Origin of the sequence: Leifsonia sp. McL0607 (genome assembly GCF_049993355.1) — a bacterium.
Lineage (GTDB): Bacteria > Actinomycetota > Actinomycetes > Actinomycetales > Microbacteriaceae > Leifsonia.
In genome coordinates this window covers 3,348,401-3,368,319 of record NZ_CP188253.1, presented here as the reverse complement: position 1 = coordinate 3,368,319, position 19,919 = coordinate 3,348,401, and the positions used below count along the sequence as shown (strand labels likewise).

16 protein-coding genes are annotated in these 19,919 nt (G+C 70.0%); 10 read left to right on the top strand and 6 right to left on the bottom strand.

Annotation, left to right across the window (positions count from 1 at the left end):
• Positions 1 to 71 precede the first annotated feature (71 nt).
• The 4 genes from ACPPVW_RS16315 to ACPPVW_RS16300 all read left to right on the top strand — a co-directional run bounded on the left by ACPPVW_RS16315 (position 72) and on the right by ACPPVW_RS16300 (position 5,276).
• Positions 72 to 1,043: an AAA family ATPase gene (locus tag ACPPVW_RS16315; RefSeq protein WP_426626327.1), complete on the top strand. Its 972-nt coding sequence runs from the start codon at positions 72 to 74 to the stop codon at positions 1,041 to 1,043.
• Positions 1,040 to 2,383 carry a DUF58 domain-containing protein gene (locus ACPPVW_RS16310; RefSeq protein ID WP_426624119.1) on the top strand — a complete coding sequence of 448 codons (1,344 nt, stop codon included), beginning with the start codon at positions 1,040 to 1,042 and terminating at the stop codon, positions 2,381 to 2,383. The genes ACPPVW_RS16315 and ACPPVW_RS16310 overlap by 4 nt, the downstream gene beginning before the upstream one ends.
• Positions 2,380 to 4,692 (top strand): DUF4129 domain-containing transglutaminase family protein, encoded by a 2,313-nt coding sequence (locus tag ACPPVW_RS16305; protein WP_426624118.1) that lies wholly within the window; start codon positions 2,380 to 2,382, stop codon positions 4,690 to 4,692. The genes ACPPVW_RS16310 and ACPPVW_RS16305 overlap by 4 nt, the downstream gene beginning before the upstream one ends.
• Before the next feature lie 65 nt (positions 4,693 to 4,757).
• Positions 4,758 to 5,276, top strand: coding sequence for a hypothetical protein (locus tag ACPPVW_RS16300; RefSeq protein ID WP_426624117.1), 519 nt, complete (start codon positions 4,758 to 4,760; stop codon positions 5,274 to 5,276).
• 85 nt (positions 5,277 to 5,361) lie between these two features.
• Here ACPPVW_RS16300 and ald read toward each other — a convergent pair whose 3' ends face one another.
• The 3 genes from ald to gabT form a co-directional block, all read right to left on the bottom strand.
• Positions 5,362 to 6,477, bottom strand: coding sequence for an alanine dehydrogenase (ald, locus tag ACPPVW_RS16295; protein ID WP_426624116.1), 1,116 nt, complete (start codon positions 6,475 to 6,477; stop codon positions 5,362 to 5,364).
• Positions 6,478 to 6,733: 256 nt separating this feature from the next.
• Positions 6,734 to 7,732, bottom strand: a complete 999-nt coding sequence (locus tag ACPPVW_RS16290) for an asparaginase (protein ID WP_426624115.1) — start codon at positions 7,730 to 7,732, stop codon at positions 6,734 to 6,736.
• Positions 7,729 to 9,084 (bottom strand): 4-aminobutyrate--2-oxoglutarate transaminase, encoded by a 1,356-nt coding sequence (gene gabT / locus ACPPVW_RS16285; protein ID WP_426624114.1) that lies wholly within the window; start codon positions 9,082 to 9,084, stop codon positions 7,729 to 7,731. The genes ACPPVW_RS16290 and gabT overlap by 4 nt, the downstream gene beginning before the upstream one ends.
• 38 nt (positions 9,085 to 9,122) lie before the next feature.
• Here gabT and ACPPVW_RS16280 point away from each other — a divergent pair, with 38 nt between their 5' ends.
• Entirely contained in the window at positions 9,123 to 9,596 is a 474-nt protein-coding gene (locus tag ACPPVW_RS16280; protein ID WP_426624113.1) for an OsmC family protein, read from the top strand.
• 35 nt (positions 9,597 to 9,631) lie between these two features.
• Here ACPPVW_RS16280 and ACPPVW_RS16275 read toward each other — a convergent pair whose 3' ends face one another.
• The 3 genes from ACPPVW_RS16275 to ACPPVW_RS16265 are packed head-to-tail and all read right to left on the bottom strand — an operon-like array spanning position 9,632 to position 12,729.
• Positions 9,632 to 10,402 (bottom strand): lysophospholipid acyltransferase family protein, encoded by a 771-nt coding sequence (locus tag ACPPVW_RS16275; RefSeq protein ID WP_426624112.1) that lies wholly within the window; start codon positions 10,400 to 10,402, stop codon positions 9,632 to 9,634.
• A 46-nt stretch (positions 10,403 to 10,448) separates the two neighbouring features.
• Complete coding sequence (locus ACPPVW_RS16270) at positions 10,449 to 11,372, bottom strand: hypothetical protein (RefSeq protein ID WP_426624111.1); 924 nt, start codon at positions 11,370 to 11,372, stop codon at positions 10,449 to 10,451.
• Positions 11,373 to 11,382: 10 nt separating this feature from the next.
• Complete coding sequence (locus tag ACPPVW_RS16265) at positions 11,383 to 12,729, bottom strand: aminotransferase class III-fold pyridoxal phosphate-dependent enzyme (RefSeq protein ID WP_426624110.1); 1,347 nt, start codon at positions 12,727 to 12,729, stop codon at positions 11,383 to 11,385.
• Between the two features lie 41 nt (positions 12,730 to 12,770).
• On the opposite strand from ACPPVW_RS16265, the gene ACPPVW_RS16260 reads away from it, so the two are divergent.
• The 5 genes from ACPPVW_RS16260 to ACPPVW_RS16240 all read left to right on the top strand — a co-directional run bounded on the left by ACPPVW_RS16260 (position 12,771) and on the right by ACPPVW_RS16240 (position 19,919).
• Positions 12,771 to 13,769 carry an FKBP-type peptidyl-prolyl cis-trans isomerase gene (locus tag ACPPVW_RS16260; protein ID WP_426624109.1) on the top strand — a complete coding sequence of 333 codons (999 nt, stop codon included), beginning with the start codon at positions 12,771 to 12,773 and terminating at the stop codon, positions 13,767 to 13,769.
• Positions 13,769 to 14,857 (top strand): 1-deoxy-D-xylulose-5-phosphate reductoisomerase, encoded by a 1,089-nt coding sequence (gene dxr, locus ACPPVW_RS16255; RefSeq protein ID WP_426624108.1) that lies wholly within the window; start codon positions 13,769 to 13,771, stop codon positions 14,855 to 14,857. The genes ACPPVW_RS16260 and dxr overlap by 1 nt, the downstream gene beginning before the upstream one ends.
• Before the next feature lie 58 nt (positions 14,858 to 14,915).
• Positions 14,916 to 16,247 (top strand): M50 family metallopeptidase, encoded by a 1,332-nt coding sequence (locus tag ACPPVW_RS16250; protein ID WP_426624107.1) that lies wholly within the window; start codon positions 14,916 to 14,918, stop codon positions 16,245 to 16,247.
• Positions 16,248 to 16,323: 76 nt separating this feature from the next.
• Positions 16,324 to 17,460 carry a flavodoxin-dependent (E)-4-hydroxy-3-methylbut-2-enyl-diphosphate synthase gene (gene ispG / locus ACPPVW_RS16245; RefSeq protein ID WP_426626326.1) on the top strand — a complete coding sequence of 379 codons (1,137 nt, stop codon included), beginning with the start codon at positions 16,324 to 16,326 and terminating at the stop codon, positions 17,458 to 17,460.
• 692 nt (positions 17,461 to 18,152) lie between these two features.
• A complete protein-coding gene (locus ACPPVW_RS16240; protein WP_426624106.1) occupies positions 18,153 to 19,919 on the top strand; it encodes a proline--tRNA ligase in 1,767 nt (588 codons plus the stop codon).

The following is a 19,919-nucleotide window of genomic DNA, read 5'->3' as shown; positions in this document are numbered from 1 at the left end:
AGGAACGGCATACTGAGGACGGCGCGCGCACGAGCGCGGCGCTGCTCACGCACCCCGAGAGAGGCCACAGCATGACGATGACCCCCGAGCAGGCCGGCTGGTTCTCGGGCGTGTTCGACCGCCTCGTGCAGAACATCGACCGTGTCCTCCTGGGTAAATCGCACGTCATCCGGCTCGCTCTCACCGCCCTCCTGAGCGAGGGGCATCTGCTGCTGGAGGACTTCCCCGGCACCGGCAAGACGTCGCTGGCGCGGGCCATGGCAGAGAGCGTGAGGGGCACGACCAACCGGGTCCAGTTCACCCCCGACCTGCTTCCGGGCGACATCACCGGCGTGAACATCTACGACCAGCGCACCGGAGCGTTCGAGTTCCACCGCGGGCCGGTGTTCGCCAACATCGTCCTCGCCGACGAGATCAACCGCGCCTCGCCCAAGACCCAGTCCGCCCTGCTGGAGGTCATGGAGGAGCAGCAGGTCACCGTCGACGGCGTCCGTCACCCCGTCGGCGTGCCGTTCATGGTGATCGCCACCCAGAACCCCATCGAGCAGGCGGGAACCTACCGGCTGCCGGAGGCGCAGCTCGACCGCTTCCTGATGAAGGCGTCGATCGGCTACCCGGACCACGAGGCGACGCTGCGCATCCTCGAAGGCGCGGGGCGCCGCGCGCACGAGATCGTCGTGCCCGAGGTGATCTCGGCCGAGACGGTCGTCGAGATGGCGGACCTGGCGCGCGGTGTCCACGTGGACCCCTCGATCAACGACTACGTCTCGCGGCTGGTCGACGCGAGCCGCTCTGCCGACGAGATCCGCCTGGGTGTCAGCGTGCGCGGTGCGCTCGCGCTCGTCCGCGCGGCCAAGACGCTCGCCGCGTCCCTGGGGCGTTACTACGTGACCCCGGACGACGTGAAGGCGCTGGCCGAGCCGGTGCTCGCGCACCGTCTGGTGCTCGACCCCGAGGCGGAGTTCGAGGGCGTCACCGCCTCCAGCGTGGTCGGCCAGTTGCTGATCGAGGTGCCCCCGCCGAGGGATCGGGCCGCCGTGTGACCAGCACCGTCACCCGCACCCAGGTCGAGCTCACCAACGCGCGCGCCCGCATCGTCGGCGAGCGCGACGGGCTGCTCGCCGACCTGATCGTCTGGGTCGTCCGGACGAGCGCTGCCTTCGGCCGGGCCGTGGCATCCGCCGCGCGTGTGCTCGCGGCGGTGATCACGCCGCTCGGCTGGTCGATGATCGCGGTGACCACGCTCGCGCTCGTGGCTGGCTATGTGCTGGGCTGGGCGGAGGCCGTCGTCGCGGGCTGGGCGGCGGCGGCGTTGCTCCTGATCGCGTCGTTCTACCTGGTCGGCCGCATCGCCTACGACGTCGGGCTGACGTTGCCCAGCAACCGCGTCGTGGTCGGAGACCGTGCCCCGGGTGAGGTCACGATCCGCAACCCCACTCGACGGCGTCTGCCCGGCGTGCGGGTGGAGGTGCCGGTCGGCGCCGGCCTCGCCGAGTTCGCTGCGCCTTCGCTGCTGAGCGGCGACGAGCATTCCGACGTCTTCGTCGTGCCCACCAGCCGGCGGGGCATCCTCCCGATCGGTCCGGTGCGAACGGTCCGGGCCGATCCGATCGGCCTGCTGCGCCGGGAGATGGTGTGGGCCGATTCGCTCGACCTGTTCGTGCACCCGCGCATCATCGCGATCCCGAGCATGAGCACCGGGTTCGTCCGCGACCTGGAGGGTGCGCCGACGCGCGACCTGACCGCGAGCGACGTCGCGTTCCACGCTCTCCGCGAGTACATGCCGGGCGACGAGCGCCGCAACATCCACTGGAAGAGCACGGCGAAGACCGGCAGCTACATGGTGCGCCAGTTCGAGGAGACGCGCCGCAGCCATTTGCTGGTCGCGCTCAGCCTCTCGGAGGCCGACTACGCCACCGAGGAGGAGTTCGAGCTCGCCGTGAGTGCGACGGGCTCGCTGGGCGTCCGGGCCATGCTCGACTCCCGCACAGTCTCGGTCGTGGCGAGCGCAGAGACCCCCGACTTCGCCAAGCGCGTGGTCTTCAGCGCGCGCAGGCTGAGCACATTCGGCCGGGGCCGGCTGCTCGACGATCTGGCCGGAGTGGAGACTGCGGAGGCGGCGCTGCGGCTGCCCGAGCTCGCCCAGGTCGCGAGCGAGGACGCCGCTGGTACATCGATCGCCTTCCTGGTCTGCGGGTCGACCGTCTCGGCGACGCAGCTGCGCTCCGCCGCGGTGCACTTCCCGCTCGGTGTGGACGTGGTGGCCATCGTGTGCGACGAGGGCGCGGTGCCGACGCTGCGGCGGGTGGCGGACCTCAGCGTCCTGACCATCGGCTACCTGGAGGACCTCCAGCGCAGCCTCGCGAAACGGCTCGCGACATGATCGGGCGACTGCCCTGGCGTTCCGCCGCCGCGGATACCGGGTTCGCGGTGGCGGCGGTGGCGCTGGCGGCGTGGTCGTACTGGCCCGTCTACCATTCTGCGGCGTTCGTCACGATGCTCGTAGTGACGATCGTGCTCGGTTCGGCGGAGGCCCTGTTGGGAGCGGTTTTCCGCTGGCCCAGCATCGTGGTCGGCGGTCTGATCGTCGTCGTCTACCTGGGGACGGGCGTGCAGCTGGCGGTCCCGGGGGAGGCGACGGCGGGCGGGCTGCTGCCGACGCAGCAGGGCTTCGTCGATCTCGTCCAGGGCACCTGGCTGTCGTGGAAGCAGCTGGTGACGATCTCGGTGCCGGTGGGCTCGTACCAGGCGCTTCTCGTGCCCGCCTTCATCCTGGTGCTCCTGGCCAGCGTGATCACCACGACCATCGCTCTGCGCTCCTCCGTGCCGGAGCTGGCGGGCATCCCGCCCGTGGTGGTGCTCGTCGCCGGGATCGCGTTCGGCTCCGCGATCGAGCCCGCGCCGTTGTGGCTGGTGCTCGGACTGTTCGCGCTGCTGCTGGTCTGGAACATCCGCCTGCGGCTGCGTCGCCGGACGGCCGCGGTGCGCGCACTGCGCGAGCAGAGCGGCCTGACCGTCGAGACGCGCAGGGAGCGCCGCTCGACCGCCGTGCTCACGGCGACCGGCGCTGCGGTGATGCTCGCGGGCGCCGCGGTCGTCGGGATCGGGGCCACCGTGCTGGTGCCGCCGACCACCGACCGGCACGTGGTGCGGACCGCGGTCGAGCAGCCCTTCGACCCGCGCGCGTACCCGAGCCCGCTCAGCGGCTTCCGGTCCTACTTCGAGCCGAAGTCCTCGTCGGACCCGATGCTCAGCGTCAGCGGGCTGCCTGCCGACGGACGCATCCGGATCGCGTCGCTGGACACCTACGACGGAGTGACCTACTCGGTGGGGAGCGCCGCCGTCACGAGCGCCTCCGGGGCCTTCACCCGCCTGCCCTACCGGCTCGACCAGTCCGGCACGAAAGGCACGCAGGCGCAGCTGACGGTGACCGTGCGCGGATACCGCGGTCCGTGGGTTCCGGGAACAGGGCAGCTCGAGCAGATCCAGTTCCTCGGGAGCCGCGGTTCGACGCTCTCCGGCTCGTACTTCTACAACGACGTCACCGGCACCGGCGCGGTGATGTCCGGGCTCCGCGACGGCGACTCCTACGTGGCGGACTCGGTCGCACTCCCGAAGCTCTCGGCAGCACAGCTGACGAACGTCGAGCCTGGCTCCGACACGGTGCCCCGCCCGACCATGATCCCCGACGAGCTGCAGTCGACTCTGCAGAAGTTCACTGCGGGTGTCACCGGTGCCGGTGCGAAGCTGACGGCGGCGCTCCAGGGGCTCGCGACCGACGGCTACATCAGCCATGGCGTCGGCAACGACGAGCCGGCGAGCCGCTCGGGTCACGGCGCCGACCGGATCACGGAGCTGCTGACGAACGTGCCGATGCTGGGCGACCAGGAGCAGTACGCCGTGACGGCCGCTCTGATGGCGCGGCAGCTCGGGTTCCCGTCGCGCGTGGTCATGGGCTTCGTCGCCCCCGAGGGCGCCGGGCACGGCTCGGTCACCTTCCTCGGCTCCGACGTCTCGGCGTGGATCGAGGTGCAGACCACCGCCGGTTGGGTGACGGTCGACCCGACTCCGCCCGTCCGCGCGGTACCGCCCAAGCAGCCGGAGCAGCCCACCGAGATCTCCCGGCCGCAGACGAACGTGCAACCACCCGTCGACGAAAGCCCGCAGCAGAACGAGGAGCCGCCGCAGGCGCAGGTCGACACCACGCCGCAGCGGGCACCGGACCCCGTCCTCGAGACGATCCTGGCGGTCCTCATCGTCCTCGGGTGGACGCTGCTGGTGCTCGCTGTACTGTCCGCTCCGTTCCTGGCGGTCATTGCGGCCAAATGGAGGCGGCGCTCGCTCCGGCGCTCGGCGGCGACGGCCGCGGACAGGATCGTCGGCGGTTGGCGCGAGTTCGCCGACGCTGCCGTCGACCACGGCTACGATCCGCCTCCCGCCGCGACCCGCGTGGAGTTCGCGACGACCATCGGCGGAACGCGCCCCGCGGCGCTCGCCACCGTGGCCGACCGGGCGGTCTTCAGCCCGCTTGCGCCGACCGCGGCGGAAGCGGACACAGTGTGGAAGGCGGTCGACGACCTCCGCGCGCAGCTGGATCGCCGCGACACGCGATGGAAGCGGCTGCTTGCGGCTGTCTCGCTGCGATCCCTCGGCTACCGTGGAAGGACGCGAGAGAGGACGAACAGACGATGAGATGCCGGGTGTGCGGAGCGGCGCTCTCTCAGGGGACGCTGTTCTGCGGAAACTGCGGGAGCTCGGTGACGGCGTCGCGGGTGCGGCTGCCGGAGGTCGCCGACTCGCGACCGTCGGACACGTCGATCGTGCCGCCGCTCGCGAAGCCAGCCGTCGCTGGCCGTTTCCCTGGCGCTGTCGAGGTCGACGACGACGGACTCCCGGCGACAGAGGCCATCGACGTCGTCCCCATCGAGAGCGCTCCACCGGCGGCATCCGTGCGCATCTACCGGCTGAGCTTCTCGACCGGCGAGTCGGTGGAGGTGCGCGGCAGCGGGCTCGTCGGCCGGCGGCCGATCACACAGCCGGGGGAGCACGTCGACCAGCTCGTCGCGATCTCCGATCCCGCACGCAGCGTGTCGAAGACCCACCTCGAATTCGGGCTCGAGGGCGACGACCTCTGGATCTGCGATCGCTACTCCGGCAATGGCACCGTCGCACGTCCCCTCGGAGGTCTCGCCCGGCAATGCGAGGCGGGCCGGCGCTATCGCGTCGGCCGCGGGACCAGGGTCGACATCGGCGACCAGTGGTTCGACGTCAGCTGACGACGCGCTGACTGTTGCGCCGCACCCGAACGACTCCTCCGCCGGCCGTGTGAACGGCTGGGGGAGGAGTTCGTTCGCCTGCGTTCTAGACGAGCGCGTCGGCGACGCCCGCGTCCACGATCCCGTGCGCCTCGGCGACACCGGGGTTGGTGACGTGCCCTGCGTGCACATTGAGACCCAGCGCGAGCGACGCGTCCGCACGCAGCGCGGCCTGCCAGCCGTTGTTGGCGATGGCGCGCGCGTACGGCAGCGTCGCGTTGGTCAATGCGTACGTCGAGGTGTGGGGGACCGCGCCCGGCATGTTCGCCACGCAGTAGAACAACGACTGGTGCACCGTGAACGTGGGGTCGGCGTGCGTGGTCGGGTGCGAGTCGGCGAAGCAGCCGCCCTGGTCGACGGCGATGTCGACGAGCACGCTGCCCGGCTTCATGCGCGAGACCAGCTCGTTGCTGACCAGCTTCGGCGCTTTGGCTCCGGGCACGAGCACCGAGCCGATCACGAGGTCGGACGCCACGACGGCCTTGTCGATCTCGAAGCTGTTCGAGGCGATGGTCTTGATGCGGCCGGCGTAGAGGGCATCGAGCTCGCGGAGGCGCGCGATGTTGGTGTCGAGCACGGTCACCTCGGCGCCGAGGCCGACCGCCACGGACGTGGCGTTGGTGCCGGCGACGCCTCCGCCGAGCACGGTGACGACGGCCGGATGTGTGCCGGGAACGCCCGGGACGAGCAGGCCGGGGCCGCCGTTCGGTTTGAGCATCGTGTTGGCGCCGACGATCGGGGCGAGCCGTCCGGCCACCTCGCTCATCGGTGCGAGCAGCGGAAGCGCGCGGTTGGGCAGCTGCACTGTCTCATAGGCGATCGCGGTGACGCCGGACTCGATCAAGGCCCTGGTGAGCGCCTCGTCGGCGGCGAGGTGGAGGTAGGTGAACAGCACCAGCCGCTCGCGGAAGTAGCCGTACTCGGACGCGATCGGCTCTTTCACCTTCAGGATGAGTTCGCCGGCGGCCCAGGTCGATGCGGCGTCCGGGAGGATCGTGGCGCCGGCTCCCGCGTAGAAGTCGTCCGGGATGGAGGACCCGGCACCGGCTCCGGTCTCGACGTAGACCTCGTGTCCGGCGCCGACCAGGTCGTGGACGCCCGCGGGCGTGATCGCCACGCGGAATTCGTTGTTCTTGATCTCGCGGGGGATCGCGACCTTCATGGGGCTCCTCAGCTCCTCACACTACGACGTGATGGTTCGAGAACACCCTAGCCCCCTTTACGGAGGATTTCGATAGTAATTCAGGAAGGATCATGCTGATTCCGTGAATTCCGCGCCGAACCATGGCGGATATCAGCAGTTCGCCTCGTCGGCGCGGACTCGTGCCCCGCCACCCGCCGAAGGGCACGCAAACGCCCCCAAAACCGCGGAATACGGGCGTTTGCGTGCCCCTCGGCGCGGGGCGGCGGGCACCCTGTCAGCGGGCGTAGGAGGCGCGGATCGCACCAACGGGGGTGCCGCGGCCGAGGACGGCCAGGTGGAGTTTCGGCAGCACGGCGTCGATCGCGGCGCTCTCGACCGCACCCGCGTCGGCGAGCAGCGAGAGCGCGACGATCGTCGCTGCGCGCAGGCTGCCGTCGAGGATCTTCAGCGCCACGGTGGTGCCGTCGGGCGCGGCCATGACCATCACGCCCTCCGCGCCGAGCTTGGCGAAGATCCCGAGCTCGTCGATGACGACGGTATTGGCGCGCCCCGCTCCGTCGATCGCCCAGCCGTCGGCGAGCACCGCCGTGCGCAGCTGGGCGGCGTTGCGGAACAGCGCGAACGGCGATCCGTCGGAGGCGGTGCCGATCCGCTGGATTCCGCGTGCGAGCGCGACGAGCGACATCGCGTGCACGGGCGCGCCGCACCCGTCGACGCCGGTCGCCACGACCTTCTCGCCGGTCAGCCGCTCCGTCGTGTCGCGGATGTGCTGCTGCAGCGGGTGCTGGGGGTCGAGATAGCTGTCGAACGGCCAGTTGTTGATGCGGCAGGCGAGCAGCATCGCCGCGTGCTTGCCGGAGCAGTTCATGAACACCGGACTGCGCTGGGCGCCGTCGCGGATCGCCGCATCGTGCGCCGCCGCGTCGAGCGGCCAGTCCGCAGGGCAGAGGAGGGCGTCCTCCGTCAGCTGCGCCTGCACGAGCAGTCCGCGCACGACCGAAACGTGGGCGGGGGTGCCGGCGTGGCTCGCGGTCGCCAGGACGGCTGCGGCGCCCTCCAACGGCACGCCGGCGCCCATCACGGCGACGGCCTGGAACGGCTTGAGCGACGACCGGGGGAAGACAGGCTTCTCCGGAGCGCCGAGCGAGATCGCCACGCCGCCGTCGGGCCCGAGCACGATGGCCGAGCCGGAGTGTCGCGACTCGACGAAGCCGCTGCGCTCGACGATCGCGAGCTCGACCGCCTCGTCGGTACCGAAGACCGCGGGGGTCACAGCGCGGCGAAGGCGTCGTCGAGCACCGAGACGGCGTCGGCGATGAGCTCGTCGGACACCGCGAGGCTCGGCAGGAACCGCAGAACGTTGCCCCAGGTTCCCGCATTGAGGAACAGGATCCCCCGCTGAGCGGCGTAGGCGATGATCGCGTCCACCGCGTCCGGGTTCGGCGCCTTGGTGGTCTGACCCGTGCCCGGCTGCACCAGCTCGATGGCGACCATCGCACCGATCCCGCGCACGTCGCCAATGATGTCGTACTTCTGCTGCAGCTTCTCGAGCGCCGGCTTGAGCGACTTCTCGATCCGGGCGCCGCGGGCGAGGAGGCCACCCCTCTCGATCTGTTCGAAGACTGCGATGGCCGCGGCGGCCGCGACGGGGTTGCCCCCGAAGGTGCCGCCCAGCCCGCCTGGCTGTGCGGAGTCCATGATCTCGGCGCGGCCGGTCACTGCGGCGAGCGGGAGGCCGCCGGCGATGCCCTTGGCGCTGAGCACCAGGTCGGGAACGAGGCCGAAGTGCTCGCTCGCGAAGTACACGCCGGTGCGGGCCATGCCGGTCTGGATCTCGTCGGCGATGAACACGACGCCGTTGGCGGTGCACCACTCCTGGAGTGCGACGAGGTAGCCGTCGGCCGGCACGACGAAGCCGCCTTCGCCCTGGATGGGCTCGACGACGAGGCACGCAAGGTCGGACGCGCCGATGACCTTCTCGAGGTACGCGATCGTGCGGGCCGCGGCCTCCTCGCCGCTGAGGCCGTCGCGGTAGGGGTACGAGTTCGGCGCGTGGTAGACGTCGCCGGCGAACGGGCCGAACCCCGTGGCGTACGGCATCGCCTTGTAGTTCATCGCCATGGTCAGGTTGGTGCGGCCGTGGTACGCGTGGTCGAGCACCGCGACGGCGCGCCGACCGGTGTGCTTGCGTGCGATCTTCACGCCGTTCTCCACGGCCTCCGCGCCGGAGTTGACCAGCACGGTCTTCTTGGCGTGGTCACCGGGGGTGCGCTCAGCGAGCAGCTCGGCGACGCGCACGTACTCCTCGTACGGCGTGATCGTGAAGAGCGTGTGGATGACGTCGTGCAGCTGGTTCGCGGCCGCCTCGACGACGGCGGTCTCGGTATGGCCGACCGTCGTTACGCCGATGCCTGCGCCGAAGTCGACGAACTGGTTGCCGTCGACGTCGACGAGGATGGCGCCGTTGGCGCGCGCGATGTAGACAGGCAGCGCGGACGACACGCCGGTCGGGACGACCGCGAGGCGGCGCCGGTGCAGCTCCTGAGACTTGGGGCCGGGGACGGCGGTGACGATGCGGCGTTCTTGCTCCACGGTGAACGTGGGCGTGCTCAGGGTGTCAGTCATGATGCTGGCCAGTTTAGCCGGGGTGCGAGAATCGTCGCATGAAGCTCGAGCACCGCTATGAGATCGACGTCCAGTGGACCGGCAACCGGGGTGACGGAACCAGCGGCTACAAGTCGTACGGACGCGACCACACCGTGAGCACGGAGGGCAAGCATCCCATCGAGGGGTCGGCCGACCGCGCCTTCTTCGGCGACACCGACCGCTGGAACCCGGAGGAGCTGCTGCTCGCGGCGCTCAGCCAGTGCCATATGCTCAGCTATCTCGCCGAGGCGGCGCGGGCCGGCGTCGTCGTGGTGGGCTACACCGATCGCGCTACCGGGGTCATGGAGCAGACCAGCCACGGGGGAGGGCGCTTCACGAGCGCGGTCCTCCGGCCGAAAGTCACGATCGCCGATCCCGCGCAGGCGGAGCTCGCGGCATCGCTGCACGCGCCGGCGGCTGCAAAGTGCTTCATCGCGGCGAGCGTCAACTTTCCGGTCGGTCATGAGGCGGAGTTGCTGACGCTCGCGTAAGGGCGAGCGGCTGACCTCAGATCGCGCGGTCTGGTCTACAGACGCTCAGGCCGGAACGCGCGCTTGACCCGCTCGACCGTATTGGCGGGCGGCGACTCGTTGTAGGCGCCGGCCAGCTCCTGCCCGGTCAGGGCGTGGATGGCGGCCATGATCTCGTCGGTGGCCTGCCGGCGCGCGCGGCCCGACTCCGCTGAGCCGTAGTGCGCGACGTCGATGGGCTCGCCGAACGCGATGGTGATCGGGCGCACGCGCGGGAACTTCGCTCCGACCGGCTGCACCTCGGCCGTTCCGATAAGACCGACCGGCACCACCGTGGCACCCGTCGTCAGCGCGAGCCAGCCGATGCCGGTGCGGCCCTTGTAGAGTCGGCCGTCCAGCGAACGGGTGCCCTCCGGATACAACGCGAACGCGGCACCCTTATCGATGATGCGCCGGGACTGCTCGAGGGCCGCCTGCGCCGCCTGGCCCGCGCCGCGATTGACGCTGACGGCGCCGATCGCGGTGAAGAACGCCCGGGAGATGGCCCCCTTCACACCCGTGCCCTCGAAGTAGTGCGACTTGGCCAGGAACTGCACTCGCCGCGGTGCGATCATCGGGATGACCAGGGAGTCGATGAACGACAGGTGGTTGCTGGCGAGGATGACCTTGCCGTGGCGGGGCACGTTGCGGGTTCCGATCACCGTCGGCCGGTAGATGAGTCTGAGCAAGGGCGCGACCAGATGCCGCCCCACGAAATACAGGAGGCCGGGGCGCGGGACGACGTCGTCCTCGGTCGGCTGCCCGTCGTCTGGAGTGCTCTGGTTCACAGGACGAGGCTAGTTCCGGTCATATGCCTGCGCCGGCATGCGTCGGTCAGTCCTCGAACGGCCGGCTCGGCGTGCAGCCGAAGCCTCCGGTGTAGATCAGGCACGGGAGCTGGAATCCGGGATAGCGGACGGTGCGCGGATCGCCGAACCAGCGGTCGTAGAGCCGGGAGAAGTTGAGGTTGCCGTACGCGGAGCACGCGCCTGCCGGCCCGGTCGGATGCGCGAGGGTCTGCTTGTCCGGCTGGTACGGCGTGTAGTTGTAGAGGTTCGCGGTCGCCTGGTTCACGATCTCCACGCGGCCCGACCCGCAGCTGGTGTCGGGATGGTACTGGATGGCGTTCCCGCCGATCCGGTACCGCCAGTCGCCGGGGTGCGCGGTGTACTCGCGGAACTGCCACGCGGCGCGATAGACCTGATTGAAGAATCCGAAGTAGCGCGCGTCGCAGGCTGCGGTGTCGGGGCAGGCGTAGCCCGTCGCCTTCTGATAGCCGACCGCGCTGGGCGTCGTCAGCAGCGACTGCTCCTTCTGCAGCAGCACGAGCAGGACCCGCGGGCTGATCGTGCAGGCCTGGGCGATGCGCGCGATGATGCTGCTCGCTCGCTCGTTCTTCCTCGCCGGTATCACGGCGCAGCGCTCGGGGGAGGCCGGGGTGCGCGGGACGTCCATCCGGAAGTCGTCGAGACACGGCGAGGTGTCTTTCGGAGTGCAGTCGCGCTGCTCGAGGAAGCGCTGCACCTGCTCGGCGGTCATCGCGTACGGGTTGTAGAAGCTGTCGTCGCTGATGATGTCGCCCGGGTCGAAGACCGACGCGGAGGCCGCGGCGGCCGATACAGAGGCGGCGGCGGCCGATACGGAGGCGCGAGCGGGTTGCACGGCGCCGGCCGCCGGCGTCTCGAGCGCCGGGAGCACGGCCAGCGTCGCCGCGGTCGCGAGGACCACGGCGACGATGCGCCGGCGTGCCAGGTGCATGCTGCGTCGGTCAGCCGAGTCGGCCGAGCGCCTCTTCGATCACGGTCGCGGCGTCGTCGATCAGCTCCTCGCTGATCACGACCGACGGCAGGAGGCGGAGCACGCTGTCCCAGCTCCCGGCGTCGAGCGGGATGACGCCGTTTGCGGTGGCGTGCGCGAGCACGGCCTTCACCGCCTCCGGGTTGGGCTTCTTCGTGCCGGGGACGACGAGCTCGACGCCGAACATCGCGCCGATGCCGCGCACCTCGCCGACGACGGGGAAGCGCTCCGCCCAGTCGCCGATGCGCGCCCGCAGCGCCTTCTCGACCCGGCGGGCCTCCGCGAGCAGATCCTCCTGCTCGAAGGCCTCGAACACAGCGAGAGCAGCGGCCGTGGAGACCGGGTTGCCGCCGAAGGTGCCCCCGATTCCGCCGGGCTGCACGGCGTCCATGATCTCGGCGCGACCGGTCACCGCGGCGAGCGGGAAGCCGCCGGCGATGCCCTTGGCGCTCGTCACCAGATCGGGGACGACGCCGTGGTGCTCGATGGAGTACCACGTTCCGGTGCGGCCGATGCCCGCCTGGATCTCGTCAGCGACGAACACGATGCCGTTCTCGGTGCAGAACTCGGAGAGCCGCTTGAAGTAGCCCGGCGCCGGGATGACGATGCCGCCGTCGCCCTGCACCGGCTCGACGAAGAGCGCGGCGAGCTCGGTCGCGCCGATATGCGTGGCGATGTGGTCGATCGTGCGCTCCGCGGCCTCCTCGCCGGTCATCCCCTCGGGATCGCGGAACGGGTAGCTGATCGGGAGGCTGTAGATCTCTCCGGGGAACGGCCCCATGCCCGCGCGCTCCGGCCAGGGGCGGTAGGTCATCGCCATGGTCAGGTTCGTGCGGCCGTGGAACGCGTGATCGAGCGTCGCGATCGCGCGGCGGCCCGTGTGCTTGCGCGCGATCTTGACGGCGTTCTCCACAGCTTCCGCGCCGGAGTTGACCAGGATGCTGCGTTTCTCGAAGTCGCCCGGGGTGATCTCGGCGAGCTTCTCGGCGACACGAACGTAGTTCTCGTACGGCGTCACGGTGAAGAGCGTGTGGGTGAGCTTGGCGGCCTGCTCGGCGGCGGCCGCCGCGACCGCCGGGTGTGCGTGGCCGATGGTCGTGACGCCGATGCCGCAGCCGAGATCGATGAGACGGTTGCCGTCCACGTCGACCAGGATGGCGCCCGAGCCGGACTCCATGTAGATGTTCGCCAGCGTGCCCGCACCACGGCTGACCGCGGCGACCCGGCGCTGCTGAAGCTCGACCGATCGCGGGCCGGGCAACTCGGTGACGAGACGGCGGGACTGGGGAACGGAGAAATCACGGGTCATGACCTCCATCGTATGGGCGCTTCCGGAGCATCCGTTCAGCGGGAACCTAGGTGGATGAGGCAGACTGCCTGATCGTGCGCAGATCCCTTTCCGTCCTCACAGCAGCCCTCGTCGTCGCCGGCCTCGCCGCCTGCAGTTCGTCGTCGCCTGCTCCCTCGGCCTCCAGCACGGCGTCCGCCGCCAGCTGCCAGAACGTGAAATCGGGCAAGGCCTCCGACTCGGTCACGGTGTCCGGCGACTTCCTCAAGACGCCGACCGTGAAGGTCCCGTCGCCGCTGAAGACCAGTGACGTCGAGCGCACTGTCGTCATCAAGGGCACAGGCGCAGAGGCGAAGGCCGGCTCCAGCGTCGACATCGCCCTCGCCGCCTACAACGGGACGACGGGCAAGTCGCTGACCGACGCGGTCGGCTTCGACGGCTCGGCCGCCCAGACCATCACCGTGGACGACAAGGCTTTCGTTCCCGGCCTCGTGCGTGCGGTCGAGTGCCTCCCGGTCGGGTCGCGGGTCGTGCTGACCGCCCCCGCGAAGACCGCGTTCGGCAGCGCCGACACGTCGCAGCTCAAGCTGAGCGACACGGACACGGTGGTGTTCGTCGCCGACATCGCCGGCCTCGTGACGACGAAGGCGAATGGAAAGGCCGTCGCCCCGACCCCGGGCTTCCCGACCGTGAAGGACGACGCCAAGACCGGCGAGCCGACCATCACCATCCCGAAGGCCGACCCGCCGACCGAGACCAAGATCGCCGTGCTCAAGCAGGGCGACGGCGAGGTCGTGCAGTCCGGCGACACGGTGACCGTCCAGTACAAGGGCGTCCTGTGGCGCAACGGTCAGATGTTCGACTCCAGCTGGAGTCGCGGCGAGGTGGCGTCGTTCCAGACCACCGGTGTCGTCAAGGGCTTCCAGAAGGCTCTCGAGGGCCAGAAGGTGGGCTCGCAGGTGATCGCGATCGTCCCACCGGCCGACGGCTACGGCGACAAGGGCTCCGGCGAGATCAAGGCGACCGACACCATGGTGTTCGTAGTCGACATCCTGAAGACGACGCGCTGATGAGCGCGCGCCGCGTCGTCATCCTCGGGTCGACCGGTTCGATCGGCACTCAGGCGCTCGACGTCGTCGCGGCGAACCCCGGCCGCTTCGAGGTCGTCGGCCTGGCCGCGGGGCGCAACGCCGACCTCCTGGCCGAGCAGGCGGAGCGGTTCGGCGTGCGCGAGACGGCGCTGGGCGCCGAGGAGGCGGTGCGGCTGATCCGGTCGGTGGAGGCCGACGTGGTGCTCAACGGCATCACCGGCTCCGTCGGTCTCGGCCCGACGCTCGCGGCGCTGGAGACGGGTGCGATGCTCGCACTGGCGAACAAGGAGTCGCTGATCGTCGGGGGAGCGCTCGTCAAGCAGGCCGCGGCACCCGGCCAGCTGGTCCCGGTCGACTCGGAGCATTCGGCGATCGCGCAGGCGCTGCGCTCCGGCTCGGCCTCCGAGGTGCGCAGGCTCGTCCTCACAGCGTCGGGCGGGCCGTTCCGCGGCCGGTCGCGGGAGTCTCTGCGCGCGGTCACCCCGGCGGAGGCGCTGGCGCATCCGACGTGGGACATGGGACTGGTCGTCACGACCAACTCCGCGACGCTCGTGAACAAGGGGCTGGAGGTCATCGAGGCGCACCTGCTGTTCGACGTGCCCTACGAGCGCATCGACGTCACCGTGCATCCGCAGTCGGTCGTCCACTCGATGGTGGAGTTCGTCGACGGTTCCACGATCGCGCAGGCGTCGCCCCCCGACATGCGCCTGCCGATCTCGCTCGGCCTGGGCTGGCCCGACCGTGTGCCCGGCGTGGGCGAACCACTCGACTGGACCCGTGCGCACACCTGGACCTTCGAGCCGCTCGACGACGAGGCGTTCCCGGCGGTGGCACTCGCGAAGCGGGTCGGCGCAGCAGGCTCCACCTACCCGGCGGTCTTCAACGCCGCGAACGAGCAGGCGGTGGCCGCCTTCCACGCGGGCGCGATCGGATACCTCGACATCGTCGAGACGGTCGAGCGGGTGGTCGACGAGCACGAGCCAGTCGCCGAGCTCGACCTCGAGTCGCTCGCGGAGGCCGAGCGGTGGGCGCGCGCGACGGCGGACGCGCATCTCGCAGGCGCCTGAGCGCTCGCCCATAGCAACCATGCGGCTCACTCCAAGCGAGCGCCGCTAGCCTTGGCCCGTGGATTCCGTGCTCCTTTTCATCCTCGGCGTCGTCATCATCCTGATCGGCGTGGCGCTCTCGATCGCGCTGCACGAGATCGGGCACCTGGTGCCCGCCAAGCTGTTCGGCGTCAAGGTGACCCAGTACATGATCGGGTTCGGCCGCACGCTGTTCTCGGTCAAGAAGGGTGAGACCGAGTACGGAGTCAAGGCCATCCCGCTCGGCGGCTACATCTCCATGATCGGGATGTTCCCGCCCGGCAAAGAAGGCGGGGCCGGCCGCAACGCGACGACCGGCTTCATGCAGGCCATGGTGCAGGACGCCCGCACGGCGAGCTCGGAGACCGTGCTGGTCGGCGAGGAGGACCGCACCTTCTACCGGCTGGCGGTCTGGAAGCGCATCATCATCATGTTCGGCGGGCCGTTCATGAACCTGGTGATCGCGACCGTGCTCTTCGGAGTCCTGCTGATGGGCTTCGGCGCCCCGCAGAACTCGACCACCATCGGCACGGTGAGCCAGTGCGTGCTGCCCGCCACCAGCACGTCGCAGACCTGCGGCTCCGACACGCCGGCAGGCCCGGCCGCGGCCGCCGGACTGAAGCCGGGCGACACCATCGTGAGCATCGGCGGAAAGCCCATCACCTCGTGGGCGCAGTCGACCGCGATCATCCGCCAGTCGGCCGACCGCCCGCTGACCGTGGTGCTCCGCCGCGACGGACAGGAGCGCACGGTCGTCCTCACCCCCAAGACCAACACGGTGGTGAAGACCGACGCGAACGGGCAGACGGTCAAGGCGGCCGACGGCCGTGTCGAGACGCTCACCGTCGGCTTCGTCGGCATCGGACCGGTGCAGGAACTCGTGCGGCAGCCGATCACGTCGGTGCTGCCGGCGGTCGGGGCGCGGACCGGCGCCGTCGTCGGAGTCGTCATCCACCTCCCGCAGCGGATGGTCGACGTCTGGAACGCCGCGTTCGGCTCCGGAGAGCGCGACCCGAACGGACCGATCAGCCTGGTCGGGATCGGTCGGGCGGCGGGGGAGCTGACCGCGCTCGACGGCGTGCCGGTGATCGACAAGGTCTACACGATGCTCGGCATCCTCGCGTCGCTCAACATCGCGCTTTTCGTGTTCAACCTGATCCCGTTGCTCCCGCTCGACGGCGGCCACATCGCCGGCGCGCTGTGGGAGGGGTTCCGCCGTACGATCGCCAAGCTCTTCAAGCGGCGCGACCCGGGACCGGTCGACATGGCCAAGCTGATGCCGCTGACGATAGTCGTGGTGGTCGTGCTGGGGGGGATGAGCCTGCTGCTGATGTACGCGGACATCGTCAAACCGATCAACCTGTTCGGTTGAGCCGGCTCCCGAGTCACGCCCAGCCGCCTCCCACCCGCACGCGTAGGATTGTCGGGTGGTAGCTATCAACCTGGGGATGCCCAAGGTCCCCGAGACCCTCGCACCCCGTCGCACGTCTCGTCAGATCCGCGTCGGCAAGGTCCTGGTCGGGGGTGACGCCCCCATCAGCGTGCAGTCGATGACCACGACGCCGACGACGAACATCAACGCGACCCTCCAGCAGATCGCCGAGCTCACGGCCTCCGGCTGCGAAATCGTCCGGGTCGCCGTGCCGAGCCGCGACGACGCGGAGGCGCTGCCGATCATCGCCAAGAAGAGCCAGATCCCGGTGATCGCCGACATCCACTTCCAGCCCAACTACGTGTATGCGGCGATCGACGCCGGGTGCGCGGCCGTGCGGGTCAACCCCGGCAACATCCGCAAGTTCGACGACCAGGTCGGCAAGATCGCGGCCTACGCCAAGGCCGCGGGAGTGTCCCTGCGCATCGGCGTCAACGCCGGCTCGCTCGAGCCGAGCCTGCTGCAGAAGTACGGCAAGCCGACGGCGGAGGCGCTCGTCGAGAGCGCAGTGTGGGAGGCGAGCCTCTTCGAGGAGCACGACTTCCACGACTTCAAGATCTCGGTCAAGCACAACGACCCGATCGTCATGGTCAAGGCGTACCGTCAACTCGCCGAGCGCGGCGACTGGCCCCTCCACCTCGGCGTGACGGAGGCCGGTCCCGCCTTCCAGGGCACCATCAAGTCCGCGACCGCGTTCGGCATCCTGCTCGCCGAGGGCATCGGCGACACGATCCGGGTGTCGCTGTCGGCTCCGCCGGCCGAGGAGGTCAAGGTGGGCCTCCAAATCCTCCAGTCGCTCAACCTGCGCGAACGCAAGCTTGAGATCGTGTCATGCCCGAGCTGCGGGCGCGCCCAGGTCGATGTCTACACGCTCGCCGACAACGTGACGGAGGGCCTGCAGGGCATGAGCGTCCCGCTGCGTGTCGCGGTCATGGGCTGCGTCGTCAACGGGCCGGGGGAGGCCCGCGAGGCCGACCTCGGCGTCGCCAGCGGCAACGGCAAGGGCCAGATCTTCGTCAAGGGTGAGGTCATCAAGACCGTCCCGGAGGCCGAGATCGTCTCGACCCTGATCGCCGAGGCCAACCGCATCGCCGCCGAGATGGAGGCCGCGAAGGTCGCCTCCGGCGAACCAACGGTCACCGTCGGCCACTAGCCCCGCCGACCTCGCCACCATCCCGTCCGCAACTCCGGAATCCGGTGCCGTTCCGGCCGATTCTCCGTAGTTCCGGTCATCATGGCGGCGTGTCCGCCGCACCTTCCGGAGTTACGGACCATGTCGGCTAATCCGGAGGCCGGCGTCGACGCGCCGCCCGTGGGTCCCTTCGTACGGAGAGAGTCGTCGGACAGGGCCGATTCTCCGTAGTTCCGGTCATCATGGCGGCGTGTCCGCCGCACCTTCCGGAGTTACGGACCATGTCGGCTCATCCGGAGGCCGGGTCGACGCGCCGCCCGTGGGTCCGTTCGTACGGAGAGGGTCGTCGGACAGGGCCGATTCTCCGTAGTTCCGCTCATCATGGCGGCGTGTCCGCCGCACCTTCCGGAGTTACGGACCATGTCGGCTCATCCGGAGGGCGGCGTCGACGCGCCGCCCGTGGGTCCCTTCGTACGGAGAGAGTCGTCGGACAGGGCCGATTCTCCGTAGTTCCGGTCATCAGGGCGGCGTGTCCGCCGCACCTTCCGGAGTTACGGACCATGTCGGCTCATCCGGAGGGCCGGGTCGACGCGCCGCCCGTGGGTCCGTTCGTACGGAGAGAGTCGTCGGACAGGGCCGATTCTCCGGAGGGACCGTCACCGGCGGGTAGCCACCGGCAAGGGCCGCCTCCACTGCACTACTAACATGGAGCGGTGCCTACTCGCCTGACGAACTACTTCCTCCGCACCCTCCGTGAAGACCCCTCCGACGCGGAGGTGACCAGTCACAGGCTCCTCGTGCGCGCGGGCTACATCCGCCGTCAGGCGCCGGGCATCTTCGCGTGGTTGCCGCTGGGGCTGCGGGTCAAGGCGAAGATCGAGCAGATCATCCGCGAGGAGATGACGGCTGCGGGAGCGCACGAGGTGCACTTCCCCGCGCTGCTTCCTCGCGAACCCTACGAGGCGACCGGGCGCTGGGAGGAGTACGGCGACGGCATCTTCCGCTTGAAGGACCGCAAGGACGCCGACTACCTGCTCGCGCCCACGCACGAGGAGGTCTTCACCCTGCTGGTGAAAGACCTGTACTCGTCGTACAAAGACCTGCCGCTGTCGATCTACCAGATCCAGGACAAGTACCGCGACGAGGCACGTCCGCGCGCGGGCCTCCTCCGCGGCCGCGAGTTCACGATGAAGGACGCCTACTCGTTCGACTACACCGACGAGGGCCTCGACACCAGCTACATGGCCCAGCGCGACGCCTACGAGCGCATCTTCACGCGCCTCGGGCTCGACTACGTGATCGTCCAGGCCGACGCCGGTGCCATGGGCGGATCGCGAAGCGAGGAGTTCCTGCACCCCACCCCGGTCGGCGAGGACACTTTCGTGCGGTCGGCCGGAGGCTACGCGGCCAACGTGGAGGCCTTCACCACGACGGCGCCCGCCGCCCGCAGCTACGAGAAGCTCACGCCGCAGGAAGTGCTCGACACTCCCAATACTCCGACCATCCAGACGCTCGTGGAGGTGGCCAACGAGAAGCACCCGCGGCCGGACGGCCGTGCCTGGACGGCCGCGGACACGCTGAAGAACGTGGTCCTGGCGCTCACCCACCTCGACGGCGCCCGCGAGCTCGTCGTCATCGGCCTTCCCGGTGACCGGGAGGTCGACCTCAAGCGCGCGGAGGTGGCGTTCGCGCCTGCCGAAATCGACGCCGCGACCGAGGACGACTTCGCGAGGCACCCTGGTCTGGTCAAGGGCTACATCGGCCCGTGGTCGGCCGACGGCCCCGTGCTCGGCGAGGAGGCCTCCACCTGCATCCGCTACGTCGTCGACCCGCGCGTCGTCGACGGCTCGGGCTGGATCACGGGAGCGAACATCGCGGGCAAGCACGTCTTCGGCCTGGTCGCCGGTCGTGACTTCGGCTGGGACGGCATCGTGGAGGTCGCCGAGGTCAGGCCCGGCGACCCCGCTCCCGATGGCTCCGGCCCCGTCGAGCTCGCGCGCGGCATGGAGATCGGCCACGTATTCCAACTGGGCCGCAAGTACGCCGACGCCCTCGGCCTCAAGGTGCTCGACGAGAGCGGCAAGCTCGTCACCGTGACCATGGGCTCCTACGGCATCGGCGTCACGCGCATCCTGGCGATCATCGCCGAGGAGAACAACGACGACAAGGGGCTCGTCTGGCCGGCGTCGGTGTCCCCGTTCGACGTGCACGTGGTGGCCGCGGGCCGCGACGCGGTCGCGTTCGACGTGGCGGAGCAGGCGACCGCCGAGCTGGAGGCCGCCGGGCTCGACGTGCTGCTGGACGACCGGCCCAAGGTGTCGCCCGGCGTCAAGTTCGGCGACGCGGAGCTCATCGGCATCCCACGGGTGCTGGTGGCCGGTCGTGGCGCTGCCGCCGGCGAGGTCGAGCTGTGGGACCGCCGGACCGGCGAGCGCTCTACTCTCCCGCTCGCGGAGGCGATCGCGGCGTTGAGCGCCTGA

Excerpts from the sequence above, each read along its gene's own strand:
- ACPPVW_RS16305 (WP_426624118.1), top strand. The coding sequence starts at position 2,380 with ATGATCGGGCGACTGCCCTGGCGTTCCGCCGCCGCGGATACCGGGTTC.
- ACPPVW_RS16315 (WP_426626327.1), top strand. The coding sequence starts at position 72 with ATGACGATGACCCCCGAGCAGGCCGGCTGGTTCTCGGGCGTGTTCGAC.
- ACPPVW_RS16270 (WP_426624111.1), bottom strand. The coding sequence starts at position 11,372 with ATGCACCTGGCACGCCGGCGCATCGTCGCCGTGGTCCTCGCGACCGCG.
- ispG (WP_426626326.1), top strand. The coding sequence starts at position 16,324 with ATGCCCAAGGTCCCCGAGACCCTCGCACCCCGTCGCACGTCTCGTCAG.
- ACPPVW_RS16280 (WP_426624113.1), top strand. The coding sequence starts at position 9,123 with ATGAAGCTCGAGCACCGCTATGAGATCGACGTCCAGTGGACCGGCAAC.
- ACPPVW_RS16265 (WP_426624110.1), bottom strand. The coding sequence starts at position 12,729 with ATGGAGGTCATGACCCGTGATTTCTCCGTTCCCCAGTCCCGCCGTCTC.
- gabT (WP_426624114.1), bottom strand. The coding sequence starts at position 9,084 with ATGACTGACACCCTGAGCACGCCCACGTTCACCGTGGAGCAAGAACGC.
- ald (WP_426624116.1), bottom strand. The coding sequence starts at position 6,477 with ATGAAGGTCGCGATCCCCCGCGAGATCAAGAACAACGAATTCCGCGTG.
- dxr (WP_426624108.1), top strand. The coding sequence starts at position 13,769 with ATGAGCGCGCGCCGCGTCGTCATCCTCGGGTCGACCGGTTCGATCGGC.